This is a genomic window from Rhizobium sp. YIM 134829, assembly GCF_046546455.1.
This window is the reverse complement of sequence record NZ_JBKHKI010000004.1, coordinates 145,976-170,976: the sequence shown is the minus strand read 5'-3', so window position 1 is coordinate 170,976 and position 25,001 is coordinate 145,976. Positions and strand designations below refer to the sequence as shown.

23 protein-coding genes are annotated in these 25,001 nt (G+C 64.6%); 11 read left to right on the top strand and 12 right to left on the bottom strand.

Annotated elements, in window-relative coordinates:
- Positions 1 to 22: 22 nt before the first annotated feature.
- The gene (locus tag ACLE20_RS09655) at positions 23 to 2,284 is read right to left on the bottom strand and encodes a heavy metal translocating P-type ATPase (protein WP_410940059.1); all 2,262 of its coding nucleotides are present in this window, start codon (positions 2,282 to 2,284) and stop codon (positions 23 to 25) included.
- A gap of 136 nt (positions 2,285 to 2,420) precedes the next feature.
- Here ACLE20_RS09655 and ACLE20_RS09650 point away from each other — a divergent pair, with 136 nt between their 5' ends.
- Complete coding sequence (locus ACLE20_RS09650; protein WP_410940058.1) at positions 2,421 to 2,954, top strand: 2'-5' RNA ligase family protein; 534 nt, start codon at positions 2,421 to 2,423, stop codon at positions 2,952 to 2,954.
- Between the two features lie 60 nt (positions 2,955 to 3,014).
- Here the strand turns inward: ACLE20_RS09650 and ACLE20_RS09645 are convergent, their stop codons facing one another.
- Both ACLE20_RS09645 and ACLE20_RS09640 read right to left on the bottom strand, forming a co-directional pair.
- Complete coding sequence (locus ACLE20_RS09645; protein WP_410940057.1) at positions 3,015 to 3,305, bottom strand: DUF6074 family protein; 291 nt, start codon at positions 3,303 to 3,305, stop codon at positions 3,015 to 3,017.
- A gap of 165 nt (positions 3,306 to 3,470) precedes the next feature.
- Positions 3,471 to 4,868: a helix-turn-helix domain-containing protein gene (locus ACLE20_RS09640; RefSeq protein ID WP_410940056.1), complete on the bottom strand. Its 1,398-nt coding sequence runs from the start codon at positions 4,866 to 4,868 to the stop codon at positions 3,471 to 3,473.
- Between the two features lie 127 nt (positions 4,869 to 4,995).
- Between ACLE20_RS09640 and ACLE20_RS09635 the strand changes: the two genes are divergently transcribed.
- Positions 4,996 to 6,588, top strand: coding sequence for an isocitrate lyase (locus tag ACLE20_RS09635; RefSeq protein WP_410940055.1), 1,593 nt, complete (start codon positions 4,996 to 4,998; stop codon positions 6,586 to 6,588).
- 68 nt (positions 6,589 to 6,656) lie between these two features.
- Positions 6,657 to 6,836, top strand: coding sequence for a hypothetical protein (locus tag ACLE20_RS09630; RefSeq protein WP_410940054.1), 180 nt, complete (start codon positions 6,657 to 6,659; stop codon positions 6,834 to 6,836).
- Between the two features lie 68 nt (positions 6,837 to 6,904).
- Here ACLE20_RS09630 and ACLE20_RS09625 read toward each other — a convergent pair whose 3' ends face one another.
- A complete protein-coding gene (locus ACLE20_RS09625) occupies positions 6,905 to 8,020 on the bottom strand; it encodes a Gfo/Idh/MocA family protein (protein WP_410940053.1) in 1,116 nt (371 codons plus the stop codon).
- Between the two features lie 252 nt (positions 8,021 to 8,272).
- Between ACLE20_RS09625 and nhaA the strand changes: the two genes are divergently transcribed.
- A complete protein-coding gene (gene nhaA, locus ACLE20_RS09620) occupies positions 8,273 to 9,412 on the top strand; it encodes a Na+/H+ antiporter NhaA (RefSeq protein ID WP_410940228.1) in 1,140 nt (379 codons plus the stop codon).
- Between the two features lie 8 nt (positions 9,413 to 9,420).
- Here nhaA and ACLE20_RS09615 read toward each other — a convergent pair whose 3' ends face one another.
- Both ACLE20_RS09615 and ACLE20_RS09610 read right to left on the bottom strand, forming a co-directional pair.
- The gene (locus ACLE20_RS09615) at positions 9,421 to 10,185 is read right to left on the bottom strand and encodes a DNA polymerase III subunit epsilon (RefSeq protein WP_410940052.1); all 765 of its coding nucleotides are present in this window, start codon (positions 10,183 to 10,185) and stop codon (positions 9,421 to 9,423) included.
- Positions 10,186 to 10,277: 92 nt separating this feature from the next.
- Complete coding sequence (locus ACLE20_RS09610) at positions 10,278 to 10,850, bottom strand: pyridoxamine 5'-phosphate oxidase family protein (protein ID WP_410940051.1); 573 nt, start codon at positions 10,848 to 10,850, stop codon at positions 10,278 to 10,280.
- A gap of 235 nt (positions 10,851 to 11,085) precedes the next feature.
- Between ACLE20_RS09610 and rocF the strand changes: the two genes are divergently transcribed.
- The 3 genes from rocF (at position 11,086) to ACLE20_RS09595 (ending at position 13,247) form a co-directional block, all read left to right on the top strand.
- Positions 11,086 to 12,009, top strand: a complete 924-nt coding sequence (rocF, locus tag ACLE20_RS09605; RefSeq protein ID WP_410940050.1) for an arginase — start codon at positions 11,086 to 11,088, stop codon at positions 12,007 to 12,009.
- Between the two features lie 78 nt (positions 12,010 to 12,087).
- Positions 12,088 to 12,567, top strand: a complete 480-nt coding sequence (locus ACLE20_RS09600; RefSeq protein WP_410940049.1) for a chemotaxis protein CheW — start codon at positions 12,088 to 12,090, stop codon at positions 12,565 to 12,567.
- A 119-nt stretch (positions 12,568 to 12,686) separates the two neighbouring features.
- On the top strand, positions 12,687 to 13,247 hold the full coding sequence (locus ACLE20_RS09595) for a dual specificity protein phosphatase family protein (protein ID WP_410940227.1): 561 nt from the start codon (positions 12,687 to 12,689) through the stop codon (positions 13,245 to 13,247).
- A gap of 38 nt (positions 13,248 to 13,285) precedes the next feature.
- Here ACLE20_RS09595 and ACLE20_RS09590 read toward each other — a convergent pair whose 3' ends face one another.
- Together ACLE20_RS09590 and mprF are read right to left on the bottom strand one after the other, a co-directional pair.
- The gene (locus ACLE20_RS09590) at positions 13,286 to 14,701 is read right to left on the bottom strand and encodes a virulence factor family protein (protein ID WP_410940048.1); all 1,416 of its coding nucleotides are present in this window, start codon (positions 14,699 to 14,701) and stop codon (positions 13,286 to 13,288) included.
- Positions 14,698 to 17,307: a bifunctional lysylphosphatidylglycerol flippase/synthetase MprF gene (mprF, locus tag ACLE20_RS09585; protein WP_410940047.1), complete on the bottom strand. Its 2,610-nt coding sequence runs from the start codon at positions 17,305 to 17,307 to the stop codon at positions 14,698 to 14,700. The genes ACLE20_RS09590 and mprF overlap by 4 nt, the downstream gene beginning before the upstream one ends.
- A 254-nt stretch (positions 17,308 to 17,561) precedes the next feature.
- Between mprF and ACLE20_RS09580 the strand changes: the two genes are divergently transcribed.
- The 4 genes from ACLE20_RS09580 to ACLE20_RS09565 all read left to right on the top strand — a co-directional run bounded on the left by ACLE20_RS09580 (position 17,562) and on the right by ACLE20_RS09565 (position 20,843).
- Positions 17,562 to 18,368, top strand: coding sequence for a potassium channel family protein (locus ACLE20_RS09580; protein ID WP_410940046.1), 807 nt, complete (start codon positions 17,562 to 17,564; stop codon positions 18,366 to 18,368).
- A 133-nt stretch (positions 18,369 to 18,501) separates the two neighbouring features.
- On the top strand, positions 18,502 to 18,696 hold the full coding sequence (locus tag ACLE20_RS09575; protein ID WP_410940045.1) for a hypothetical protein: 195 nt from the start codon (positions 18,502 to 18,504) through the stop codon (positions 18,694 to 18,696).
- 122 nt (positions 18,697 to 18,818) lie between these two features.
- Positions 18,819 to 19,808 (top strand): DUF6030 family protein, encoded by a 990-nt coding sequence (locus tag ACLE20_RS09570; RefSeq protein ID WP_410940044.1) that lies wholly within the window; start codon positions 18,819 to 18,821, stop codon positions 19,806 to 19,808.
- A gap of 276 nt (positions 19,809 to 20,084) precedes the next feature.
- Entirely contained in the window at positions 20,085 to 20,843 is a 759-nt protein-coding gene (locus tag ACLE20_RS09565) for a sugar transferase (protein WP_410940043.1), read from the top strand.
- A 201-nt stretch (positions 20,844 to 21,044) separates the two neighbouring features.
- Here ACLE20_RS09565 and ACLE20_RS09560 read toward each other — a convergent pair whose 3' ends face one another.
- The 4 genes from ACLE20_RS09560 to ACLE20_RS09545 all read right to left on the bottom strand — a co-directional run bounded on the left by ACLE20_RS09560 (position 21,045) and on the right by ACLE20_RS09545 (position 24,999).
- Positions 21,045 to 22,772 carry an ABC transporter substrate-binding protein gene (locus ACLE20_RS09560; RefSeq protein ID WP_410940042.1) on the bottom strand — a complete coding sequence of 576 codons (1,728 nt, stop codon included), beginning with the start codon at positions 22,770 to 22,772 and terminating at the stop codon, positions 21,045 to 21,047.
- Positions 22,773 to 22,855: 83 nt separating this feature from the next.
- On the bottom strand, positions 22,856 to 23,275 hold the full coding sequence (locus tag ACLE20_RS09555; RefSeq protein WP_410940041.1) for a DUF2160 domain-containing protein: 420 nt from the start codon (positions 23,273 to 23,275) through the stop codon (positions 22,856 to 22,858).
- 14 nt (positions 23,276 to 23,289) lie between these two features.
- Positions 23,290 to 24,117 carry a carbohydrate ABC transporter permease gene (locus ACLE20_RS09550; RefSeq protein ID WP_410940040.1) on the bottom strand — a complete coding sequence of 276 codons (828 nt, stop codon included), beginning with the start codon at positions 24,115 to 24,117 and terminating at the stop codon, positions 23,290 to 23,292.
- 15 nt (positions 24,118 to 24,132) lie between these two features.
- The gene (locus tag ACLE20_RS09545) at positions 24,133 to 24,999 is read right to left on the bottom strand and encodes a carbohydrate ABC transporter permease (protein ID WP_410940039.1); all 867 of its coding nucleotides are present in this window, start codon (positions 24,997 to 24,999) and stop codon (positions 24,133 to 24,135) included.
- Positions 25,000 to 25,001 lie beyond the last annotated feature (2 nt).

Sequence of the window (25,001 nt, the reverse complement as noted above, 5' to 3'; positions counted from 1 at the left end):
CGGGCGCACTGCGTTTCACGCCTCAGCTTTTGAGCAGCCGCAACGCATTCATCGTCACCAGCACGGTGGCGCCGGTATCAGCGAGGATGGCCGGCCAAAGACCTGTGAGGCCGACCAACGTCGTGACAAGGAACACCGCCTTCAAGCCGAGGGCAACGGCAATGTTCTGGCGGATATTGGCCATGGCCCGTCGCGACAGGTCGATGAGCGCCGGCACGTCGCCGACCCGCGCCTGCAGCAGCGCCGCATCCGCCGTTTCGAGCGCGACATCGGCACCGCCGCCGATCGCGATACCGACATCGGCCGCGGCAAGCGCCGGGGCATCATTGATCCCGTCCCCGACCTTGGCGACGCGCCGCCCCTGAGCCTTCAGGTCGAGGACGATGCGCTGCTTGTCTGCCGGGAGCAGGTCCGCCCGTACCGCAATGCCGAGATCGGCGCCGACGGCGGCGGCGACGCGCGCGTTGTCACCGGTCAGCATCAGCGTTTCGACTCCGCGCTGCTTCAGCGCCGCAAGTGCGGTGCGCGCATCCGGGCGTGGATCGTCGCGCATGGCCAGGGCGCCCACCGGCCGGCCGTCGACTGCGAGAATCGAAACCGTCTTGCCAGCCTCGTTCAACACGGCAATCTGCGCCTCGATCTCGCCGCCAAGCGGCATTTCGGCGGAAATGGTCTTCGGCGAGGCAAGCAACAGTGACCTGCCCTCGACATTTCCGCTCACGCCCTTGCCGCCGAGTGCTGCGCCTCCCTCGACCGCCGGCGGAACGATCCCGGCGTCGTTCGCCCGCGTGAGGATCGCCGCTGCCAGCGGATGGCTGGAGCCGGTCTCGAGCGCGGCCGCCAAGCGCAGGATCTCGGCTTCCGGGGCGCCGAAGGACAAGATGTCGGTGACGACCGGTCGACCGGCAGTCAGCGTGCCTGTCTTGTCGAAGGCGATCACCTCAACCTTGGCCAGCGTCTCCAGAACCGTGCCGCCCTTGACCAGCATACCCCGGCGCGCGCCGGCCGAGAGCGCAGACGCGATTGCCGCCGGCACCGAAATGACCAGCGCGCAGGGGCAGCCGATCAGGAGGATGGCAAGCCCCTTGTAGAACCAGCCCCCCCAATCGCCACCCATCAAGAGTGGCGGCAGCACGGCCGTCAGCAGCGCCACCAGCACCACCAGCGGCGTGTAAACATTGGAGAAACGATCGATGAAGCGCTGCGTCGGTGCCTTTGCCTCCTGCGCCTCCTCAACCAGCCGGACGATGCGGGCGATCATATTGTCCGCTGCCGTCGCAGTGACGCGCACCTTGAGCGTTCCATCGCCATTCACCGTTCCGGCAAAGACGGCAGCGCCGACGCCCTTGAAGACCGGCACGCTCTCTCCGGTCATGGACGCCTCGTCGATCTGGCTTTCGCCGCTGACGATCTCGCCATCCGCCGGCAGGCGATCGCCGGGACGCACCAGCACCCGATCGCCGGCCTGCAACGTCTCGGCCGGCACGCTGCGAGTGGCGCCATCGGTCTCCAGAAGAGCCGTCTTCGGCACGAGCGCCGAGAGCGCCTCGATCCCGCGCCGGGCACGTTGTGCTGCGACCCCTTCCAGCAATTCCCCGACGAGGAAAAGCAAGACGACGGTGGCGGCTTCCTCGCCGGCATCAATGACCACCGCCCCGACGGCCGCGATCGTCATCAGCATTTCGATGGAGAAGGGCGTGCCGGCCCGCGCCGCTGCGAAGGCCCGCAGTGCAACCGGACCGAGCCCGACCAGAAGTGCTGCCAGGAAAAAGACGGAGGCTGTCTCGGGAAATAGCTGTCCGAGACCATAGGCGAGCAGCAGCGCGGCACCGGCCCCGAGTGTCAGCCGGCCCTTGCGCGACCCCCACCATGGCCCTTCGCCGATGCTATGATCATGGCCATGGAGACCGGCCACGACCGGCGTCTTTTGCGAGGAGGTTGCATGCTCATGGTCATGGTCATGGTCATGGTCATGGTCGTGGGCATGGTCATGCCCATCATGCGGACCATGGGCATGGGCAACCGTCTCTCCCTCCTCTGCGCGGGAAGGTTCTGCCGAGCCCCGTGGAGCCGGTGTCAGGCCATAGCCGAGGCTCTTCACCTTTCGCTCCAGCACGGCAGCATCGAGCGGCCCGGCGTGACGGACCACCATCGTACCGACCGTGGGCGAAACGGAGACGTCGCTCACCCCCTCGATCCGGCGCACCGCGCGGTCGATCTTCGCCGCGCAGCCGGCGCAATCCATTCCGCTGACGCGATAGCGGCTTTCCGTGGTCGAGGTCATCGCCGGCTCCCATGCTTGCTGATCTGTCAGCTCTAGAACCTCTAGCCACTAGAGGTGCAAGCGAAAATCGCACCGGCCAGGCATCGATTTGCCGGATACCAGCGTAAGCATCCTGTTCACGAGACGGGGGAAAAGAATGGATCCGACAGACAGCGCGCCATTGATCGTCACGGCGGAGATGGAAGCGGCGGCGCAAGCGCATTTCACCGCGCTGCGCACCGCGCATTTTCCGCCCTCGCGCAACTATCTCGCCGCGCACATCACCCTCTTCCACGCGCTTCCAGGCGTGGAGCAGGAGGCGGTCGAGCAGGCGCTCGCGGCGGAGGCGACAGCAATCCTGCCGCCGCAGGTCAGGGTGGAGGGCATCCGGTTTCTCGGGCGGGGTGTGGCCTATGCGCTTGCCTCTCCGGAGCTGCAGCAGTGCCATCGTCGCCTGGTCGATGCCTTGTCGCCCCTGCTGAGCGCGCAGGATCGCCAAGGCTTCCGGCCGCATATCACGGTGCAGAACAAGGTGGAAACGGCTGTGGCGCGAGCCTTGGAGGCGGAGCTGAGCGCCGCGCCGCTGCCGCCGCCCTTCCTGCTCACCGGCATCAAGCTCTGGCGCTATCGCGGCGGGCCATGGGAGGCGGTGCGGGACTTTTCCTTCGGCAGCGCGCCCGGCTCTGTCTAGCGTTTCTCGGGAGCGAGGCCAGACGGCGTCTTCGCCCGATGTCGATCGGGTCGAACAGGTCTAGAGGCTGTTGCGTTCGGCGAAGGCGTCGGCATCGTCCCGGCGGTCGAGATAGCGGCGCATCATTTCGAGCTGCACTTCCGCCTGGAAATCCATAACCTGAACGTGGATGTCGTGCTCTTCGCAGCCAAGTCCGCGCAGTTCCCTGGCAATCGCACGGCAGGCGGCCCGCCAATGGATGACGGCTTCCTCGCCATGCACGCCTTCAAGCTCCGCAGCCGCCTTTCGGACGGCGGCGCGGCGTCCCGCAAACGGAAAGGCGACGATCGTCTCCGCATGGGGTGCCGTCATGATGCGCGCTCCTGTCGTCAATGGCGATTCTCTCACTGCCTTGATCTACGGAGAATTTGGTTAATGCTTGGTGTCCAAAGTGACGGCTTCGTGAATGACGAAGGTTTGATCGCCCAGTCCCTGCGCCAAGGCGGGACGGTTGAACTCGCTGACCGATGCCTTCGATCAGTCGGAAAAGCCGAAGGGGGCTTCGGTCTGGCGATAGTGGTCTGGCAGGATCTGCCGGCCGATCGGCGGCTGCGAGCGCGCGGTGCAGTGTTCGCGCTGGCAGAGGCGACAGCTGATGCCGATCGGGGTGGGGACGACCGGCTGGCCGGGCTGGTGATAGACGAGCCGCTCCGCCTGGCTGCCTTCGCAGACCAGCGCCACGGCACGCTCCACCGTCGCCACGCCATAGGCGCCACCGCCGGCGCTGACCGTGCGGGCGATGGAGAAGAAGCGCTGCCCATCGGGCAGCTCCAGCCATTGGGTGACGAGCCGGCGCGGCGTGGAGAAGACCTGATGCAGGCTCCAGAGCGGACAGCCGCCGCCATGGCGGGCGAAGGGGAAGCCGGCGCTATCGAGCCGCTTCGAGACATTGCCGGCCGCATCCACCCGGATGAAGAAGAAGGGGATGCGCTCCTGCCCCGGCTTTTGCAGCGTCGTCAGCCGATGCGCCGTCTGTTCGAAACTGGTCGAGAACTGGCGCGACAGCGCCTCGATATCGTAACGCCGCGCTTCCACCGCGCGAGAGAAGGCCGTGTAGGGCATCAGGACGGCGGCCGCGAAGAAGCCGGCCAGTGCGCGGTGAGCGAGGCGCCGGCCGCTTTCGGTCGGCAGCACCGCCTCCCGCACCAGCCGGTCGATTTCCTCGTCCATCTCGAGATAGGCGATCTGCTGGGCGAGCTGGAAGGCCTGGCTCGCGCCATCGAGCGTCTCTTCCAGAAGCACTTCACGCCGATGGCGGTCGAGCCGGCGCTTGGAGCCGATCATGACGGAGGCCGGCAGGCGCCGGACGCGCAAAGCATGGCGGCTTGAGAGATAGGCGACGAGACCGCCTGCCTCCGCCACCACGCCGGCCAGCCGCTCTGCCGCACTGTCGAGCGCGGGGAAGCAATTGTGCCGGGCGGCAAGGAAGCTGCGCACGGCGGCCACCGGATCGGCGAGGTCTTCACCACCGCCCTCCGCCGCCGCCTGACGTCGGTCGGCCAGCGCAAATTGCCCCTCCCTGTACGCCGTGTGCAGGCGAAGCAGCGCCTCGCCGAACCCCGGAAAGCTGGTCAGCACGTCGGCGGCTTCCAGCGGCGCAATGTCGATATCGGCGAAGAGCGGATCCTTTAGCGCCGCCTGCAGCCGGGCGACGAGGTCCGGCAGGCTGTCATCGGCAAGGCTTGCCATGTCCAGCTTGTAGGTGCGCGCCAGGCGCAGCAGGATCTCCGCCGTCACCGGCCGCTGGTTGCCCTCCATCAGGGCAATATAGGAGGGCGAGACCTCGAGGTCCGAGGCCATGTTTGCCTGGGTGAGGCCCAGATCCTTGCGCAGCCGGCGAAGCCGCGGCCCGAGATAGACGCCCTGCTTATCCATACAGCTATTTACAGCATTACAGCGCAAGCTTGTAAAGTTTGACAGGATGACAGCAATCCCTCTGCTCGATGGCGAGGCGCTCGTCTAGCCTCCTCCCATCCGCAGACAGGACGAAAAGGAGATTGCCATGTCCTATACCGCCGCCCTCCGCGAAGCCGAGCAGCTGATTGCCCGCTCCAGCACCTGGACCGGAATGACGGCCGAGGCCGTGGCCCGCATGCGCCTGCAGAACCGCTTCCCGACCGGCCTCGACATTGCCCGCTATACCGCGCCGATCATGCGGCGGGACATGGCGGCCTATGATCGCGATCCGGCTCACTACACCCAGTCGCTCGGCTGCTGGCACGGCTTCATCGCCCAGCAGAAGCTCATTTCGATCAAGAAGCATTTCGGCACGACCGAGCGGCGCTATCTCTATCTCTCCGGCTGGATGGTCGCCGCACTCCGCTCGCAATTCGGCCCCCTGCCCGACCAGTCCATGCATGAGAAGACCAGCGTTCCGGCTTTGGTCGCCGAGCTTTACACCTTCCTGCGTCAGGCCGATGCACGCGAGCTCGGCGCGTTGTTCCGCGAGATCGATGCGGCGCGCGCCGCCGGCGACCTCGCCCGCGAGCGGCAGCTGATCCATGCGGTCGACACGCATCAGACGCATGTCGTGCCGATCATCGCCGATATCGACGCCGGCTTCGGCAATGCGGAAGCGACCTATCTGCTCGCCAGAAAGATGATCGAGGCCGGCGCCTGCGCGCTGCAGATCGAGAACCAGGTCTCCGACGAGAAGCAGTGCGGCCATCAGGACGGCAAGGTGACGATTCCGCATGAGGAGTTCATCGCCAAGATCCGCGCCTGCCGCTACGCCTTTCTCGAACTCGGCATCGATGACGGCATCATCGTCGCTCGGACCGATTCGCTCGGCGCCGGCCTGACCAAGCAGATCGCCTACAGCGCAGCGCCCGGCGATATCGGCGATCAATACAACAGCTTCCTCGATTGCGAGGACATGACCGGACTTCCAGTCGAGAGCGGCGATGTGCTGCTCACCCAGGGCGGTCGGCTGATGCGGCCGAAGCGGCTGCGCTCCAACCTCTTCCAGTTCCGCCCGGGAACCGGGGAAGACCGCTGCGTGCTCGACTGCATCCACGCGCTCGACAATGGCGCCGACCTGCTCTGGATCGAGACGGAGAAGCCGCATATCGCCCAGATCGCCGGCATGATGGACCGGATCCGCGCTGTGCGCCCCGAGGCGAAGCTCGTCTACAACAACTCGCCCTCCTTCAACTGGACGCTCAATTTCCGCCAGCAGGTCTTCGACGACTGGCAGGCCGAGGGGCGCGACCTGACGGGCCTCAACCGCGCGCAGTTGATGAGCGAGCACTATGACGGGACCGCGCTCGGCCGGGAGGCGGATGCGCGCATCCGCGCCTTCCAGCGCGAGGCCTCGGCCCGGGCCGGGATCTTCCACCACCTGATCACCCTGCCGACCTACCACACGGCGGCGCTCTCCACGGACGCGCTGTCTAAAGACTATTTCGGGCCCGAAGGCATGCTCGGCTATGTCGCCAAGGTACAGAGGACGGAGATCCGCGAGGGGATCGCCTGCGTCAGGCACCAGGCCATGGCGGGCTCGGATATCGGCGACGACCACAAGGATTATTTTGCCGGCGAAGCCGCGCTGAAGGCCGGCGGCGCCCACAACACCATGAACCAGTTCGCCGCCTGAGCCGTGGCGAACCACCCCTTCACCCAAGGCGTCGCCGCTGGCCGCCCCGTTCTTCAAGGAGAGAAACCATGTCCGACCCGATGCAGACCACCCACCCCGCCCAGCCGGAGCGCTCCCGCGCCGTCTTCTCCCAGCAGGATTTCGAGCTGATCCGCGTCGCGGTCGCCCATTACCTGCAGGTCGTCAAGGATAAGCCGGAGTCGATCAAATATTCGAACTTCTACCACCGGCTCGGCCGCATTTCCTGACCGCGCGACTGACAAAGACGGCGCGCCTGGGGTCTCCCCCCGCGCGCCGTTTTCGCTGACCAGATCTGTCAGCCTTCCTCGTCCATCAACACCATCCGCTGCCCGTTGGAGCGTGCCATGGCGTGGATGATCCGCTCGATCTCCAGCCCCTTGGCAAAGTCCGGCCCGACATTCGGCCCGCCGGCAATGGCGGCCAGCAGGTCGCGCGCCTCGATGACCTTCTGTTCGTTGAAGCCGAAATTGTGACCCGGCGCCGGGCAGAAGGCGGCGAAATCCGGCTGGTCCGGTCCGGTGAGATGACGCACGAAGCCTGCCTCGCCGGCGCGGTGGACGAGGAGCTCGTTCATGTTTTCCTGGTCGAAGACGATCGTCCCTTCCGCGCCATGCAGTTCCCACTGCAGCCGGCATTTGCGGCCGCGGGCGACGCGGGACGTGGCGAAGGAGCCCTGCGCGCCGGAGGCGAAGGTAAGCAGCGCCAGGGCGCTGTCCTCGTTTTCGACCCGCTTCATCCCCTCAGGGGACGGACGCTCCGGCATGGCGATCTGGGTTTGCGCCGTCAAAGCCCGCACCGGACCCATCAGCGCCAGCATCTGGCTGACGAGATGGCAGCCAAGATCGCCGAGCGCCCCGAGGCCACCCTCCCGATGCGTCATGCGCCAGGACCAGGGCAGGCCTGGATCGGCCGAGTAATCCTCGTCATAGACGCCGCGAAAGGCGAGCAGCCGGCCGATCTCTCCCCGGCGGACCATGGCCAGAGCTGCCTGAAAGGCGGGACTGCGCAGATAATTGTAGCCGAGCATCGTCACCTGGCCGGGATGCGCCGCGGCGAGCGCTGCCATGGCCTCGGCATCCTCGAGGGTCAGGGCCATCGGCTTTTCGAGCCAGACATGCTTGCCGGCGAGAAGCGCAGCCTCCGCCATCGGCCGGTGAAGTCCGTTCGGGGCGGTGATCGACACGACATCGACCACGGGATCGGTCACCGCCGCCTGCCAATCCGCGGTCGCGCGGGCGAAGCCGAACTGACCGGCGAAACGCCCTGCGCTCTCCTCAGACACATCCGCCAGGATCTCCAGCCGCGGATGGGCGCCGCCGAAGACGGCCGATACAGTGCGCCAGGCAAGCGCATGGCACTTGCCCATAAACCCAGTCCCGATCAGCGCGACACCCAGCGCGCGATCCGGCATGATCCTCTCCCCCATATGGTCTCCTCTCCCTCATCCTCTGCGCCGCAACGCGAGCGGCAGAACTTACGCTTGAACCACCCTTTACCGCTATACCGCCCGAACCTTCCGTCCGATTAGACTGGCCTTGCAGGGTCGGTCGTGCTAGAAAATCCGCCATGGGCGTGTGCTGCGTGCGCCTTGGGTCTTCCCCTGAACCGACGGAGATTGTGCAACCGCTCACCACGGAAGGATGATCCTGTGTCGGCACCCCAGATGCGAAATTCCGGCGGCTTTCTTCGCCGTTTCATTGCCCACGAAGCCGCGGCCGGCCTGGTCCTGATGGGCGCGGCCGCCCTTGCGCTCGTCGTCGCCAATTCGCCGCTCTTCGAAGCCTATGACCACGCGCTTCACCGGGAGATCGCCGGGCTCAGCCTGCTCCACTGGATCAATGATGCGCTGATGGCGGTCTTCTTCCTGCTGGTCGGGCTGGAGATCAAGCGCGAGGTGGTAGACGGGCAGCTGTCACGCTGGGACCAGAGGGTTCTCCCAGGCCTCGCCGCGCTCGGCGGCATGGCGGCGCCCGCCCTCTTCTACGTCCTGATCAATCTCGGCGGACCAGAGACGCTGCGCGGCTGGGCCATCCCGGCTGCCACCGACATCGCCTTCGCGCTCGGCGTTCTGTCACTGCTCGGCCCACGCGTGCCGGCGTCGCTGAAGGTGTTCCTCGCAGCGCTCGCCATCATCGACGATCTCGGCGCCGTCGTGATCATCGCATTGTTCTACACGGCCGGCCTCGATCTCTTCGCGCTGGGCGGCGCAGGCCTGGTGATCCTGCTGCTGGTGGCGTTCAACCGCGCCGGCGTCATGCGGCTCGCCCCCTATCTGGTACTCGGCCTTGTGCTCTGGGTGCTGGTGTTGCGCTCCGGCGTGCATGCGACGCTGGCCGGCGTCATCCTGGCGCTGACCATTCCGCTCGAGATCCGCAAGCCCGGGCTATCGCCGCTCTTCAAGCTCGAACATGCGATCCAGCCCTGGGTCGCCTTCCTGATCGTGCCGATCTTCGGCTTCGCCAATGCGGGCGTCTCCTTTGCCGGATTCTCCTTTGCCTCGCTGCTCGATCCGGTCCCGCTCGGCATCGCTGCCGGGCTGTTTCTGGGCAAGCAGCTGGGTGTCTTCGGCATGCTGGTGCTCGCCGTGCGCAGCGGCTGGGCGCAGCTGCCGGAGAAGGCGTCCTGGCGTCAGGCCTATGGCGTCTCGCTGCTTTGCGGCATCGGCTTCACCATGAGCCTGTTCATCGGCCTGCTCGCCTTCCCCACCTCCGTCCACCTGCAGGACGAGGTGAAGCTCGGCGTCATCCTGGGCTCGGTCCTCTCCGGCCTTGCCGGCGCCGCCGTGCTGCTGCGTGCCCGCTAAAGGTCAGGCTACTCGAACAGCTTGCGCTGGGCGGACTCCGTCTTCGGCTTGCGGGGGAACGGCGGCGTCGGCACGCCGCGGCGCTGCAGTTCGGTGCTGGCGCTGAAGCGGATGTCGATGTCACGCTCGGTCAGGAAGGCCTCCAGGATCGGCGTGCTCAGGACCTCCCAGCTCTTGCCGCGCTCGGGACCGGCGGGCACGCGCGGGAGCAGCCCCGGCTCCTGGCTCCAGGCCAAGAGATCCTCAAGCGAGGCAAGCGCCAGCATGTCGCGCAAATGATGGGCGGTGACGTAAGCGTCCGGCATGGCGCGATGGGCGGGCAGACCGGTCTCGTGATCGAGCCCCTCGGGTTTCCTCAGATAGCGAAGCATCTGGTTAGAGAAGCGTGGCAGCTGCGGCCAGATCCGCAGCGCACATTTCCAGGTGCAGATCCAGGGCGTGCCGCCGGTCAGCCGTGGCGTGCAGTAGCGCTGTTCGAAGGCTGCGCGATGAGCCGCCAGGGCTGTGACGCCGCCCTCCGGTCGCAGAATCTCGGGCGCCAGATCCCGCCAGAACGGCGCGCCCACCACATCCTCGTCGCGGATATGATGGATCGCCATCGTATCGACGGCGATCGGCCGGCCGGGATTGACGAAGCGGGCGCCGCGGTTGGCGGTGACCTGCCACAGCCCATCCCCGCCCAGCACCACATCCTGCCAGCCAATCTCGCAGACATCTGTCGCACCATTGCCGGCGGTTTCGAGATCGATGACACGGAGGATCGTCTGCTGCATGATGGTTGGGGCCCGCTGCTGAGGTGCAGCCGGCCGGCTGCCGGCGTCAAACGCGTGAGACTGCAGTTTCGTTCGCCGACCGCCGGCGCGTGCTATTCGGCGGCTTCGGCCGGCGGATCGAAGAGGCCGGTCGGAAAGCCGTCGAGGCTCGTCTGGTTCTTCTCGCGCCAATAGGCGTCGATCCCTTCCTCGCCCTTGGCACTTGCCCAGGCATCCATCTGGGGCCGTTCGGCGCGATAGTCGAACAGCGGCACGCCGTAACCGCAGGAGGTCTGCACCAGATCGAAATCCAGATGCACCATCTGCCGCGCGCCGAGCGGCGCCTCCCCGTTGAAGAGGCTCACCAGCCGCTCGGCAAATTCCGCGCTGTCGCGGTGAATGACTCGGCCGCGGCCATAGAGCCGCATGATGAGCGGTGGCCCATCGACCGCACAGAACATGATCGTCAGGCGGCCGTCGGCCTTCAAATGCGCGGCGGTCTCGTTGCTGCTGCCGGTGCGATCGAGGTAGAGCACGGCCGTGTCGCTCACCACGCGCAGCATGTCGGTGCTGCGGGGCGAAACATTCACATGGCCGCTCGCGGCCGCAGAAGCCGTGAAGAACAGATGCTGCTTGGCGATGAACGCGTGGTGCTGCGCCTCAAGGCGCGGGAATTGCTTGGCCATGATTGTCTCGTTTCTAACCCCGGCCAGCCACCGGACCGGTCTCCCCTTCTAGCAGGTTGACCGACTGTCATCGAGAGGTGTGGCTCATCTGCCTTCCCATCTTGACCACACGTTCTGCATGGTCATCCTTGGCAAACTGAGAGGCTGGCCCTGCAGATCGCGCAGGATTCCATCTTCATCCTGTCGCGCGAGATTGGCAGGATGCGCGCAACTTCACGACAGCAAGGATGATCTCATGGCATCGGTGACCCTGATCGGCGCACCCATCGAGGAAGGTTCGGGCCGGCGCGGCTGCAGCATGGGCCCGACGGCGCTGCGCATTGCCGGCATCGACAGCGTGCTCCAGAGCCTCGGCTTCACCGTGCATGACAGCGGCGACCTGAAACCCGAACCGGCCGCCGAATTTGCTGCCGAGGCGACGCTGAAGCACCTGCCGGTCGTTGCCGCCTATACGCGCGCGCTGGACGCGGCGACCTTCGCGGCGGCCGAGGCCGGCAGCGTGCCGATTATCCTGGGTGGCGACCATGCTCTGTCCATGGGCAGCGTCTCCGGCATGGCGCGCCATGCGGAAAAGGTTGGCCGCCCGCTCTTCGTCCTCTGGCTCGATGCGCATGCGGACTTTAACACGCCGGCCACTACGCCCTCGGGGAACATGCACGGCATGCCGGTCGCCTTCTTCTGCGGGCAGCCGGGCTTCCCCGCCATCCTGCCCGAGGATCGGCCCAAGGTGGCGCCGGCTCGAGTCTACCAGATCGGCATCCGCTCGGTGGACGAGGCGGAGCGACGCGAGATCGCCACCCATGGCGTCAAGGTCTTCGACATGCGAGCGCTTGACGAGAATGGCGCGGCCGCGACCGTGCGCGAGGTCCTGGCGGCTGTCGAGGCGGAGAACGGTCTGCTCCATGTCAGCTTCGACCTCGATTTTCTCGATCCCGATATCGGCCCCGGCGTCGGTACGACGGTGCCGGGCGGCGCCACATTTCGCGAGGCGCATCTGATCATGGAGATGCTCTGCGACAGCGGCTGCGTCGCCTCGCTCGACATCGTCGAGCTGAACCCTTTCCTCGACGACCGCGGCCGCAGCGCGCGTGTGCTCGTGGAGCTCGCCGCCAGTCTCTTCGGCCGCCGCATTCTCGATCGCCCCACCCGCAGTGCGTAAGCGGGGAGGGAGCTGAAAAGCTCTTTTAACGTTTTTCTGTCTAATGTCCTGTCCACGTGACAACGGGGACGGACCGACATGAGTACCGCATTGAAGATGGCCGGTTTCGACGGCGAGACTTTAGAGATCATCGCCTTTCGCCTGCATGACCAGGAATTCTGCGTGAAGACCACCACGATCCGCGAAATCCGCGGCTGGGCTCCCTCCACGCCGATCCCGCATTCGCCGCCGGAAGTGATCGGCGTCATGAACCTGCGCGGCACGGTCATCCCGATCATCGATCTCGCCCACAAGCTGGGCATGAAGTCGACCGTCGCCAATGAGCGCAGCGCCATCGTCGTGGCCGAGGTGCATTCCATGGTCGTCGGCCTCGTCGTCGACCGCGTCTCCGACATTCTCACCGTTCAGGGCAGCCAGGTGCAGCCGGTTCCGGAAGTTACGACCTCGTTCGACAAGGCCTATGCCGAAGGCATCATCGCCAATGAGAACGGCATGATCTGCTTCCTGAACCTTGCCCGCATGTTCAAGGAACGCGACATCGACGAGCTCGCCGCCTGACGGAATTTCAGCATTCGGACAGCCGGCAGACGGCTCCCGGACACGAGTTTGACATGATAAATCTCTAAATAAGGAAACGCGCCATCTTGGCGCGTTTCTTGTTTGGGGGCATGGCGCAAATGCGCAGAGTTTTGAAGGCGCCGCTTCTGGCGTTGGTGGGCATATTCGTGGCTGGCGGCCTTTACCTCTTAGCGCTGCACGGAACGGGCAATTTTCATGAAGTCATCGCGGGCGAACTCTACCGTTCCGCCCAACCGAGCGCCAAAGACATCGAGACCTATGCCTCCCGCTATGGTATCCGCACGATCATCAACCTGCGCGGCGCCGACAAGGCCGGCTGGTACAAGGCGGAGAAGGCGGCGTCTGAACAGGCCGGCATTACCCATATCGATTTCCGCATGTCGGCCACCAAGCGGGTGACGCCGGAGGCGATGCGCCGCCTGGTGGCACTGATGCGGGACGCGCCGAAGCCGATCCTCATCCACTGCCGCTCCGGATCGGACCGGACGGGCCTTGCCAGCTCGCTCTATCTCTATGAAATCGCCGGGAAGGATGAGCAGACGGCCGAGAAACAGCTCTCCTTCTTCTTCGGCCATTTCTCGATCCCCCTGCTCTCGCGCGCCTACGCCATGGACGAAAGCTGGGAGGAGCTCGAAGCGCAGCTCGGCATGCGGAGCTGACAGCGCGACATCTGCCGCGCCGCCCTTGATTGATGGGTTTACGGAGACTGTGGGACAGGCTGGCTCTGTGGGACTTCGCCCTTCAGTCGCTGCGCGTAGCTGGCGAGGATTCGCTTGACGAGCGCGGGATAGTCCTCGTCGAAATGGTGACCACCCTCGATCGGCACGATCTCGACGCCGGTGCCCCGGAGCGTCGGGCAGACATCGTCTTCCTCGTCCGTGCCATAGATGCACTGGACGAGCTTCGGATCGATCGACTTCAGGTCATCGACCGGACTGCCCGACCCGCTGTTCTGCTCGGCGCCGATCCAGCCGAGCACCGAGATCTGGTAATCGACCTGGTCGGAGAGAGCCAGGAGGGAGATCTGGCCGATCCGTGACCGGTCGGAGGCGGGCAGGAGATTATAGGTGCGCGGAAGCAGATCGGCGCCGAAGGAATAGCCGATCAGCAGTACCCTCTTCGCCTTCCAGCGCTTTGAATAGAAGTCCATGATGCGCGAAAGGTCCTTGGCCACCTCCTGCGGCTTCCTCTCGGACCAGAAGTAGCGCAGCGAATCGAGACCGACGACGGAGATCCCCTGTTTGGCGAGTTCGTCGCCCACCTCCTTGTCGATATCGCGCCAGCCGCCATCGCCGGAGAGGACCACCGCCATCGTCTCCGACGGTTTCGGCGCCTCGAGCAGCGTCAGGGGAAGACCGAGCGGGTTGGTGGCTTCCTCCACATTGGTGATCCGGTCGGAAAGCGCGTCGGAGAAGGATGCCCAGACGTCGCTTCCCGCATCCTCGACATCGATATCCTCATGCTTGGCCACCAGGCTTTGCACATGCGCCTTCTCGGCCTCGGTCGCCGCATCGCTGAAAAGCACACTGACCGGATCCGGCAAGGGACCATCGGTGAGGCCGTAGATCATCCGGTCGCCGACGGTGCGCTTGTCTGCCGGCGTGCAGAGCTCGTTCAGAAGCGCAATGCCCTCCTCCGGATCCGCCGCAATGGTGCCGCCGATCGTTGCCGGCGGGGTCTGGGCGGCGATCGCCAGAGCCAGCGCGCCACCTGCCCCGACCCCCGCGACCACTGGCAGGTCATAGGCCGAATTGTCGAGCGAGCGCTGCACCTGCTGGCTGAGCGACTCGATATCGGAGACCATGTAGACGCAATCGCCCTCATCCTTGGCGAGCTTGGCGAGGTAGGATGGCAGATCGATGCCGATCACCAGCGCGCCTTCCCCGGTCAGTCGCTTGGCAACGCCATCCTCCTTGGCCGACCAGCCGGCCGCATCCGAAATCAGGAAGACGGCGGACTTCACCTCGCCTTCCGGCTTCAGGATGCGCGGCGAGGGGATCATGCCCGTATCGTACTCTGCGGCATCCTGGGCTGCGGCGGGCGTGGCTGGCACCCAAGGCACGAGCGGAACGGCGAGAGAGGCAAGAAGGGTCAGCAGGGTCAGCCGTTTCATTTACGCACCAGTCCTTTCATGCCTCCGCCGATCAACAGCGTGGCATCCATCATTGCGATTACGGGAGTGAGTCCGCTGCCAGCCGCCATATAGCGCGGCTCCCAGCGAGGGTGGAATTTTGACTTGAATGCCTTCAGCCCCTTGAAGTTGTAGTAGCGCTCGCCGTGCTCGAAGACGGTCCGGCCGACGCGGTCCCAGACCGGCGACGTCCGGCGCTCGGACAGGCCGGCGAGCGGCGCCATGCCCAGATTGAAGCGTTTGAAGCCCTGGTCGCGCAGATGCTCCATCAGCGAAACGAAGAGCACATCCATTGACCCCTTCGGCGCATCCGGCAGGAAGCGCATCAGATCGACCGACCCTTCCGCCTTGGTCTCCGTGATCAGCACATTGGCAAAGGCGACGATGCGATCCTCAACCCTCAGGATCGCCACCGGCTGGCGCAGCAGGTAATCGGTCGAGAAGAAGCCAAGGGAGAACCCTTTTTCCTTGGCCTCGTGATGGGCGAGCCAGCTGTCGGACACCTGCTTGAGCTCGCCGAGGATTGCCGGCACGCCCTCCGGCTGCACCAGCTCGAAGGTCAGACCGTCCCGCACGCCGCGGCTTTGGGTCTGGCGCAGCGTTGCCCATTTGCCGCCCTTGAGCGTGAAGTGCTCGAGGTCGATGCTGGCGATCTCCCCGAGGCGAAAGGCGCGCAGGCCAGCATCGGCATAGAAGGAAAGCCCGGCCGGAGAGACCTGATAGAAGACCGGCCGGCAGCCGGCAGCGCGCGCGCTTTCGACGAACTGCCAGATGAGCTCCGCCCAGGCCTCGCGCGGGCCGATCGGGTCGAAAAGGGCAATCCAGGATCGGCCCTGCCGGCCATACATGATGAAGGCCGTCCCATCGGCGGAGAACATCACGCTCTTGTCGCCCATCTTCACCAGGTTGGCATCCGACTCGTTCTGGCGCGCCACGATGGCCGTGGCACGCTCCATGTCCGCCGTGGTCGGTGCCGCGATGGCACCGCGGGCCGGGCGCATCAGGCTCCAGGTGGAGAAGGCGCCGGCGAAGATGGCAAGGCCGAGCACGGCGCGCAGGCCGCGCGGCGCTTCGCCGGAGAGCTCGAACTGCCACCACAGGGAGTGGCTGTATTCCACGTCGCGATAGACGAAGAGCAGAACGGCGAGCGCGAAGAGGCAGAGCGCGCCCATGGCGGAAAGCCAGGGAATGGTCAGCGTTGCGCTGGTCATCGTCGCCGGGCGGGTGAACATGCGGCCGCTGACGAGCAGGCTGACGATGAAGAAGGCGAAAAGCCCGGCCTCATAGAAGGCCGCCGCGCTGGCGAGCGACAGCACCAAGGCGGCAAGCGAGATGGCAAGTGCCGCCCACCAGGCGCCGTCGAGCCGGCGTGCGAGCCCGCGGGCAACGATGATCAGCACCATGCCGAGCAGGCTTGCGAGAAAATGCGCGCCTTCGATGACCGGCAAGGGCAGCCTGGCGGAGAGCGAGGCGAGATCCTCGTCCGGCGTCGGCGTCACGCTCGAGAAGACCAGCATGGCCGAGAGCATCAGCGCGAAGGCGGAGAGCAGGAGCGGTGTCAGCCGCCCGGCCACCCGTCGCAGGCTCGAGCCTACGGGACGGTGCATGAGGTTCCGCACTTCGGCGCCGATGACGAAGACGGTGGCAAGGCCGAGCGGCAGGACGTTGTAGATCAGCCGGTAAAGCACCAGCGCGCCGAGCACGTCATCGACATCGGTCGTGTGGCCGAGCGCGGCAACGATGACCGTCTCGAACACGCCGAGGCCGCCCGGCACATGGCTGAGAACGCCAAGAGCCACGGCAATGGAGAAGACCGCAAGAAAGGCCGGCCAGCCGATCGAATCGGTCGGCAGCAGCACGAAGAGCACGGAGGCAGACGCCGCGAGATCGAGGACGGAGACGAGGAACTGGCGTGAGCTGGTGCGCGAATCCGGCAGGCGCAGCGAGAGCGTGCCGAAGGTCAGCACCCGGCCATCGCGCCCGGCGACCATGAGGCCGACGAGCGCGGTGAGGACGAGGATGGACAGTCCCCGCAACGTCGGTGCGGAAAGGCCGGTCAGCGGCGACACTTCCGGCGCGATCGCCAGGATGCTGAGCGCGCCGAGTGCCGCGAGCCCCAGCGTAAACGAGAGCGTCGTAAAGGCGATGACGCCGCCGATCTCCTCAGGCTTCAGCCCAAGGCGAGAATAGGCGCGATAGCGGATGGCGCCACCGCTCAAGGGGCCAAAACCGGCCATATTGCCGACGGCATAGGCGGCGAATGCCGTCAGCGCCACATCGGCATAGGGCAGCTTCCGCCGGACATAGCTGAGCGCGCCCACATCGTAGAAGGTCAGCGCCACGAAGCTCAAGGCGGTAAAGGCGACGGCGAGCAGGATCGAGGTCCAGGACGTGGCCGCCAGCGCGGTCATCACGTCCTCATAGCGCACCTCAGAGGTCAGCCGCACGATCGCGACCACGACGATGGCCGCGATCAGGAGGACGGCGCCGCCGGCGAAATAGCGGCTATAGCGACCGAAGCGGTCGACGAGGGAGATCGCGCGGGGCACTGACTCCGTAACCGGAGAAGATTGGGTCTGGTCGTTCATGGCAACACGCACGTTTTCGTGATCGGAGGCCCGTCTATCCTCCTGCGCCTTCACCCTGTCCAGTGAACTTCCTGTAACTTTCGAAAGCGCTTCGTGAACAACTGTTTTAGCCGCCGTGATCGTCAAGGCCCCGAGAAAACAAAGGCTCGACCACGCACGCTCCTCCGCTGCCGGAGGCCCTACGGTGCCCGGCAAGCCAGCCTTGATCCGGGGCGGGGTCGCGTCTATCTCCCCGGGCGAGATGAGGGGGAACGATGGTGAACGGGACTGGAGAGACCGAGGCTAGTGCATCGTCGCCGCTGCAGTCTCTGCGCGGCAGGCTGCGACGGCTCTATTATGGAACGGACAACCGGGCGCTCCGCTTCCAGCTGACGATCGGCGCCATCGACCTGATCGTGATCCTCTTTTTTCTCGCCGGCCCCTATCTCAATCCGGGCGGCTCCTATCTGGTCATCGATTACGCGATCGCGGCGATCATCGCCTGTGAACTCGTGGCCCGAGCACTCGTCGCTGAAAGCCTCCGCCGCTTTCTCCTCCGGCCGATGACCCTGGTCGATCTCCTGATCCTCGCAACCCTGCTCGCGCCGCAGCACCTTTCCAATTTCGCCTTTCTCCGGGCACTGCGGATCTGGTCCTTCAGCCAAAGCCGAGTCTTCGAGGTCATCACCACGCGGCTCGGCTGTCGTCGCTATTCCGACGTGCTCCGCGCCTGTATCGCTTTCGTCACCTTCCTCTTCCTCATCTCCGGCTTCGTCTACACGACCTTCTTTTACCGCGATGCCGGCATCGACGGCTTCGTCGATGCGCTCTATTTCACGGTCGCCACCATCACCACGACGGGCTTTGGCGACATCACCCTGCCCGGAACGCTCGGCAAGCTGACCTCGATCGTCACCATGATCTTCGGCGTCTCGCTGTTCGTGCGCCTCGCCCAAACGATCGTCCGTCCGTACAAGGTCACCTACCCCTGCCCGCATTGCGGCCTGAGCCGCCATGATGCCGATGCGGTGCATTGCAAGGCCTGCGGCCATATCCTTGCCATTCCCGACGAAGGTCTCTGACGCTGCGATGGCCCAGCGATCATCGGCGATTGCCGACTGATTGCGAATCTGGCATGGTTAATGCTCCACGGCCATTTTGGCTGCATTCTGCTCGTATCGAGTATCCTACCCTTCTCCAGAGACGTCGGACGCGATGCTGCAGACTTTCCTCTTCGCCACCTACACGCTTGTCGCGTTGTTTTTCCTCGATGCAACGCATCGCGAGGGTGAGGCGCAGGGCGGCCAGTGGGATCTCATGCGCATTCTCGGCATGCTGCTCTGCCTGGTCTGGCCGCTGTTGCTGGTCCATGTGGCCGTTCTTGCCTATCGCCGTCGCCAGGCAAATTGACCCCATCCATGATCCGCCGCATATCTCCCCACCGGCGCCAATGAAATCATATCCAACCATAGGGTAAGCCATGGCGCAGATCGCTGGCACGCGCCGGCGCAGGCGGACAAGGGAGGCATGGCGTGAAGGGCCCGGGGAAGACCGATCGGCGAACGGGACGCCTCTTCTTCTGGTTCGCCTTCCTGCCGGTGCTGGCGGCGATCACCGCCACCGTTCTGCTTGCCAATAACCGCCGCAATCTCGACCATCTGCTCAAGGCCATGCCCGGTCTTGCGGAGCTGATCGCGCCGTCCGGGCCACGATCCGGCGCCATCAAGGGCGACCGCACGGTCCGCGTCGTCAAGGGCAGGCGGGTGCCGGCGGCCACCGTTCCGGCCCCGCACCGGCTCTTCGCCAATTTCGACGCGCCCGATCAAACCTTTCTACGCGCCATTCGCAGCGACCCGCAGGCGCTGTGCGATCGGCTGAAGGACACAGGCTTTCCGGAGATCGCCTGGACGAAGAGCGCTGCCGGCGGCGGGAGTTGGGAATGTTCCTCGATGCTTCCCATCGGCAAGCCCGCCGATGAGGGCCGGGTGCAATCCTCGGTCTTCGTTTCCGTCAAGGGCGCGACGGAGAAAGAGGTCGGCTCCTTCCGGGTGAAATTGAATATCGAGCGACCGGAGGATCGCGAGCAGGTGGCGGAGACGGGCGCCAAGGCGGCAGGCGTGTTCCTCAGCCAGGTGCAATGGTCGGGCGACGGCACGGTGACGGAGCGCGTCCGGACCCTTCAGGACTTCGACCTCAAGGACTTCGGCAGCCGCATCCAGCTGCGCAAGGAGTTCGGCGATGTGCCGCGTTATAACTTTCTCGCCACCGAAGCCTTCAGCCGTCACCGCCTGACTGGCGCCGACCGTTATTTCGACCGATCGGAATGGTTTCCCTATCGCGGCTCCGCCCATCGGATCGACGATCTCGACCCGAAGCTCCTGCCGCCCCGCACCGTGAAGACGGTTCGTCCGGCCGAACTTGCCCCGCGGACGCCGCCCCCGGGGATCGCCGGCCCGGGTCCCGATCAAACGGTGCCGGAGCAGGAGCCGGACACTGCGCCGGCAGAGCCGGTCGAGCCGTAGCGCCACGAAGCGTCCGCAGACTGCAGGGTTAACCAAAGGTGAACGGCAAGGTCTGTCTCGGCTTGCCAAAACCGTCAAGATTTACTAGACGGTTAAGAAATAAAAAATTCTCTGCCACACTTTCTTTTTTTTTGGGACAGCGCCCCCTCGGGGTCGCGGACACCGCTAAGATTTTCATCCACGCGCATGAGGCGCGCATCGTGTCGGCCAGTTTGTTTTTTCGCGCGTGTCCGTTTTGGACGCAGGCTGCCGAGCGGTGTCGGGAGTATTTAAGCCATGACGAAGCAGACCGCGTTCGAGCCGACTGACCAGTATCTGATCGACCGTCTTGGTCCGCCGCAGCGCATCAGGCGTCTCTCGCGCCGCCCCGGCTCCTTCAAGCTCGGGGACCGCAGCTTCCACATCGAGCCGACAAAGGCGCCGGAGCTGCCTGTCCAGCTTGCCACGAAGCGGGCGATGGACATTGTCGGCGCCCTGGCCGGCCTCCTGGTGCTCGCTCCCGTCCTCCTGCTGATCGCGTTCGCGATCAAGATCGAAAGCAAGGGCCCGGTTTTCTTCCGCCAGCTGCGCACCGGCCGGAATGAAGTACCCTTCGAAATCCTCAAGTTCCGTTCGATGTATACCGATCGCTGCGATCATTCCGGCGTGCAGCAGACGGTGAGCGGCGATCCGCGCATCACCCAGGTCGGCCGTTTCCTGCGTCGCACCAATCTCGATGAAATCCCCCAGCTGTGGAATGTCCTGATCGGCGACATGTCGCTCGTCGGCCCGCGGCCGCATGTGCCCGATATGCTGGCCGCCGGCCGCAACTATTCCGATCTCGTGCGCGGCTATGAGAACCGCCATCTGATGCGCCCGGGCCTGACCGGTCTCGCCCAGGCGCGTGGCCTGCGCGGCCCGACCACCCATCGCTGGATGGCGATCCGCCGGATCGTCTGCGACGTGGAATATGTGCGCAATTTCTCGCTCCTGCTCGACATCAAGATCATCCTGCGCACCGTGGTCAACGAACTGCGTGGCGGCACCGGTTTCTGATCTCTCGTGCCAGCGGTTTGAATGCCGCCGCCCGGTCTCGCAGTCGAATAATTTGAACTGGCGCTCCTCGCGGGGCGCCTTTTTTGCATGCGGCGTCGCCATGACGGAGAGGCGGGCCCTCTCCCGGGTCTTACAAACGGAAACCGCCCGGGGCTTTCGCTCCGGGCGGCTCAGGCATCTCCTGGGAGAGAAGACTGTTGGTTACTTGGCGGACTGCCAGCTCTTGACCAGTTCGTCGTAATTGACGGTCATCGGCTTTTCCTTCTCGTTCTCGACCTTCAGCTGCGGTGCGAGATGGCCTTTCGAGACGGCGTCCTTGTTCCAGTATTCGAGATCATGCTCTTCGGCGAGCTTCGGGCCGATATCGCCCTGGACGCCGGCACGTTCAATGCGCTGCATGACCTTTTCCTGCTCGGCGCAGAGCGAGTCCATCGCTTCCTGGGCGCTCTTGGCGCCTGAGGAGGCATCACCCACGGCCTGCCACCAGAGCTGGGCCAGCTTCGGATAGTCCGGAACGTTGGTGCCGGTCGGCGACCACTGGACACGGGCCGGCGAGCGGTAGAACTCGATCAGACCGCCGAGTTCCGGCGCGCGCTTGGTGAAGCTCTCGTGCTGGATGGTCGATTCGCGGATGAGCGTCAGGCCGACATGGCTCTTCTTCACGTCCACGGTCTTGGAAGTCACGAACTGCGCATAGAGCCAGGCGGCCTTTGCGCGGTCTTCCGGGGTCGACTTCATCAGCGTCCAGGACCCGACGTCCTGATAACCGAGCTTCATGCCGTCCTTCCAGTAGACGCCATGCGGCGAGGGTGCCATGCGCCACTTCGGCGTGCCGTCCTCGTTGACAACAGGCAGGCCCTTCTTGACCGCATCGGCGGTGAAGGCGGTGTACCAAAAGATCTGCTGAGCAATATTGCCCTGGGCCGGGACCGGGCCGGATTCCGAGAAGGTCATGCCGGCAGCTTCCGGCGGCGCATAGGCCTTCAGCCAATCGAGGTACTTCTGGATGGCATAGACGGAGGCCGGGCCGTTGGTATCGCCGCCACGCGCCACGCAGGAGCCGACCGGACGGGAGTTCTCGTCAACCTTGATGCCCCATTCGTCGACCGGCAGACCGTTCGGAATGCCCTTGTCGCCGTTGCCGGCCATGGAGAGCCAGGCATCGGTGAAGCGCCAGCCGAGCGACGGGTCCTTCTTGCCATAGTCCATATGGCCGAAGACCTTCTTGCCGTCGATCTCGCGGCCGGTGAAGAATTCGGCGATGTCCTCATAGGCAGACCAGTTGACGGGAACGCCGAGATCGTAACCGTACTTGGCCTTGAAGTCGGCCTTGTTCTTCTCGTCGTTGAACCAGTCATACCGGAACCAGTAGAGGTTCGCGAACTGCTGGTCGGGCAGCTGGTAGAGCTTCTTGTCCGGTGCGGTGGTGAAGGAGGTGCCGATGAAGTCGGCAATGTCGAGCGTCGGGCTCGTCACGTCCTTGCCTTCGTTGGCCATCCAGTCGGTCAGGTTGCGGACCTGCTGATAGCGCCAGTGGGTGCCGATCAGATCCGAGTCGTTGACGAAGGCGTCGTAGAGGTTCTCGCCCGACTGCATCTGCGTCTGCAGCTTTTCGACGACGTCGCCTTCGCCGATGATGTCGTGCGTCAGCTTGATGCCGGTGATGGCCGTGAAGGCCGGCGCCAGGACCTTGGATTCATAGTCGTGGGTCGTGATGTTTTCGGAAACGACCTTGATCTCCATGCCGGCGAAAGGCTTCGCCGCATCGATGAACCACTGCATTTCCTTTTCCTGGTCGGCGCGGGTGAGCGTCGACATGTCGCCGATTTCCTTGTCGAGGAACTGTTTGGCCTCGTCCATTCCGGCGAATGCCGTTCCGGTCAAGGCCAGCAGGATCGCTGCCGTCGATGTGAAAAGATGCCGTCGCATAATGTCCTCCCTTAAGGTTTTGCGAATGCAGATCCCGGATGTCACGGCCTCCTTGCCGAGACATCCGGTCGTCTTTCCTTGCGTCAGACCAGCCTGAACACGCCGATGGCGTAGACGAGCGAGAGCGCAAGAGCCCACCACACATTGGGGCCGACAAGCCCCAACCATGCGAGATGAATGAAGGCGGAGCCGAGCAGCGACACGAAGAGCCGGTCGCCGCGCGTGGTTTCGAAGCGCAGGATGCCGATCCGCGGATGTCCGCCCGGCCGCGCATATTCCCAGACGGCCATGAGGCCGAGCAGCAGGAAGATGGTCAGGAAGAACATGGCGGAGGGGAAGGACCAGGCCATCCAGCCGCCGGGAAAGAGGGTCGCGAACCAGTCTGGCGCGCCGTCCTTCACGGGGAGCTGCAGGGCGAGCGACACGGCCGCGGCCAGGTAAACGGCGAGGATGATGACGAGGGCGATCGGCCAGCGTCGATTGTTGGAAACGGCAGCAGCCATCGGACGCTCCTTTCTCAAACCCGCCCGAGGGCAAAGCCCTTGGCGATGTAGTTGCGGACGAAATAGATGACCAGCGCGCCGGGGATGATGGTCAGCACACCGGCTGCGGCCAGCACGCCCCAGTCCATGCCGGAGGCCGAGACCGTGCGCGTCATGGTGGCGGCGATCGGCTTGGCATCGACCGTCGTCAGCGTGCGGGCGATCAGAAGCTCGACCCAGGAGAACATGAAGCAGAAGAAGGCGGCGACGCCGATGCCGGAAGCGACCAGCGGCACGAAGATCTTGAGGAAGAACTTCGGGAAGGAATAGCCGTCGATATAGGCGGTCTCGTCGATCTCCTTCGGCACGCCGGACATGAAGCCTTCGAGGATCCAGACTGCCAGCGGCACGTTGAACAGGCAGTGGGCAAGCGCCACGGCGATATGGGTGTCGATCAGGCCGAAGGCCGAATAGAGCTGGAAGAAGGGCAATGCGAAGACCGCCGGCGGCGCCATCCGGTTGGTCAGCAACCAGAAGAACAGGTGCTTGTCGCCCAGGAACCGGTAGCGTGAGAAGGCATAGGCCGCCGGCAGCGCCACCGAGATCGAGATGATGGTGTTCAGCACCACATAGGTGATCGAGTTGATATAGCCGGAATACCACGCCGGATCGGTGAAGATGACGATGTAGTTGCGAAGCGTCGGCTCATGCGGATAGAGCGAGAAGGTGCCGGTGATTTCGGTGTTGGTCTTGAAGCTCATGTTTACGAGCCAGTAGATCGGCACCATCAGGAACAGGATGTAGAGCGTCGGCACCAGGAAGGAGAGACGGGAGGTTTCGCGGTTTGCGGTTGCGGTCGCCATGGTTCTGCCCTCCCCTCAGCTCTGTGCGTCGCTGTTGGTCATCACGGTGTAGAACACCCACGAGAGCAACAGGATGATGAGGAAGTAGATGATCGACAGCGCTGCGGCCGGGCCGAGATCGAACTGGCCGACGGCCATCTTTACAAGGTCGATCGACAGGAAGGTGGTGGAATTGCCCGGCCCACCGCCGGTGACCACGAAGGGCTCGGTATAGATCATGAAACTGTCCATGAAGCGCAGCAGGAAGGCGATCAGCAGCACGCGCTTCATTTTCGGCAGCTGGATATAGCGGAAGACGGCCAGGCGCGAGGCACCGTCGATCTTGGCGGCCTGGTAATAGGCATCCGGGATCGAGACGAGGCCGGCATAGCAGAGCAGGACGACGAGGCTCGTCCAGTGCCAGACATCCATGACGATCAGCGTGACCCAGGCATCGAAGACATTGTTGACATAGTTGTAATTCACGCCGAGCGCGGTCAGCGTATAGCCGAGCAGGCCGATATCGGTGCGCCCGAAGACCTGCCAGATCGTGCCGACCACGTTCCAAGGGATCAGGAGTGGCAGGGCCATGAGGATCAGGCAGACGGGAACGCCCAAGCCCTTCTTCGGCATGTTGAGCGCGATGAGGATGCCGAGCGGGATCTCGATGGCCAGGATGATCGCCGAGAAGGCGAGGTTGCGGACGAGCGAGTCCCAGAATCGGTCGGAATGCAGCGTCTGGATGAACCAGTCGGTGCCGGCCCAGAAGAACTCATTGTTGCCGAAGGTGTCCTGCACCGAATAGTTGACGACCGTCATCAGCGGGATCACGGCCGAAAAGGCGACCAGCACCAAAACCGGCAGCACCATGAACCAGGCCTTGTTGTTCCAGGTCTTTTCCATGG

Coding starts and splice junctions, on each gene's coding strand:
- ACLE20_RS09655 (WP_410940059.1), bottom strand. CDS start 2,284: ATGACCTCGACCACGGAAAGCCGCTATCGCGTCAGCGGAATGGATTGC.
- ACLE20_RS09650 (WP_410940058.1), top strand. CDS start 2,421: ATGGATCCGACAGACAGCGCGCCATTGATCGTCACGGCGGAGATGGAA.
- ACLE20_RS09645 (WP_410940057.1), bottom strand. CDS start 3,305: ATGACGGCACCCCATGCGGAGACGATCGTCGCCTTTCCGTTTGCGGGA.
- ACLE20_RS09640 (WP_410940056.1), bottom strand. CDS start 4,868: ATGGATAAGCAGGGCGTCTATCTCGGGCCGCGGCTTCGCCGGCTGCGC.
- ACLE20_RS09635 (WP_410940055.1), top strand. CDS start 4,996: ATGTCCTATACCGCCGCCCTCCGCGAAGCCGAGCAGCTGATTGCCCGC.
- ACLE20_RS09630 (WP_410940054.1), top strand. CDS start 6,657: ATGTCCGACCCGATGCAGACCACCCACCCCGCCCAGCCGGAGCGCTCC.
- ACLE20_RS09625 (WP_410940053.1), bottom strand. CDS start 8,020: ATGCCGGATCGCGCGCTGGGTGTCGCGCTGATCGGGACTGGGTTTATG.
- nhaA (WP_410940228.1), top strand. CDS start 8,273: ATGCGAAATTCCGGCGGCTTTCTTCGCCGTTTCATTGCCCACGAAGCC.
- ACLE20_RS09615 (WP_410940052.1), bottom strand. CDS start 10,185: ATGCAGCAGACGATCCTCCGTGTCATCGATCTCGAAACCGCCGGCAAT.
- ACLE20_RS09610 (WP_410940051.1), bottom strand. CDS start 10,850: ATGGCCAAGCAATTCCCGCGCCTTGAGGCGCAGCACCACGCGTTCATC.
- rocF (WP_410940050.1), top strand. CDS start 11,086: ATGGCATCGGTGACCCTGATCGGCGCACCCATCGAGGAAGGTTCGGGC.
- ACLE20_RS09600 (WP_410940049.1), top strand. CDS start 12,088: ATGAGTACCGCATTGAAGATGGCCGGTTTCGACGGCGAGACTTTAGAG.
- ACLE20_RS09595 (WP_410940227.1), top strand. CDS start 12,687: ATGCGCAGAGTTTTGAAGGCGCCGCTTCTGGCGTTGGTGGGCATATTC.
- ACLE20_RS09590 (WP_410940048.1), bottom strand. CDS start 14,701: ATGAAACGGCTGACCCTGCTGACCCTTCTTGCCTCTCTCGCCGTTCCG.
- mprF (WP_410940047.1), bottom strand. CDS start 17,307: ATGAACGACCAGACCCAATCTTCTCCGGTTACGGAGTCAGTGCCCCGC.
- ACLE20_RS09580 (WP_410940046.1), top strand. CDS start 17,562: ATGGTGAACGGGACTGGAGAGACCGAGGCTAGTGCATCGTCGCCGCTG.
- ACLE20_RS09575 (WP_410940045.1), top strand. CDS start 18,502: ATGCTGCAGACTTTCCTCTTCGCCACCTACACGCTTGTCGCGTTGTTT.
- ACLE20_RS09565 (WP_410940043.1), top strand. CDS start 20,085: ATGACGAAGCAGACCGCGTTCGAGCCGACTGACCAGTATCTGATCGAC.
- ACLE20_RS09560 (WP_410940042.1), bottom strand. CDS start 22,772: ATGCGACGGCATCTTTTCACATCGACGGCAGCGATCCTGCTGGCCTTG.
- ACLE20_RS09555 (WP_410940041.1), bottom strand. CDS start 23,275: ATGGCTGCTGCCGTTTCCAACAATCGACGCTGGCCGATCGCCCTCGTC.
- ACLE20_RS09550 (WP_410940040.1), bottom strand. CDS start 24,117: ATGGCGACCGCAACCGCAAACCGCGAAACCTCCCGTCTCTCCTTCCTG.
- ACLE20_RS09545 (WP_410940039.1), bottom strand. CDS start 24,999: ATGGAAAAGACCTGGAACAACAAGGCCTGGTTCATGGTGCTGCCGGTT.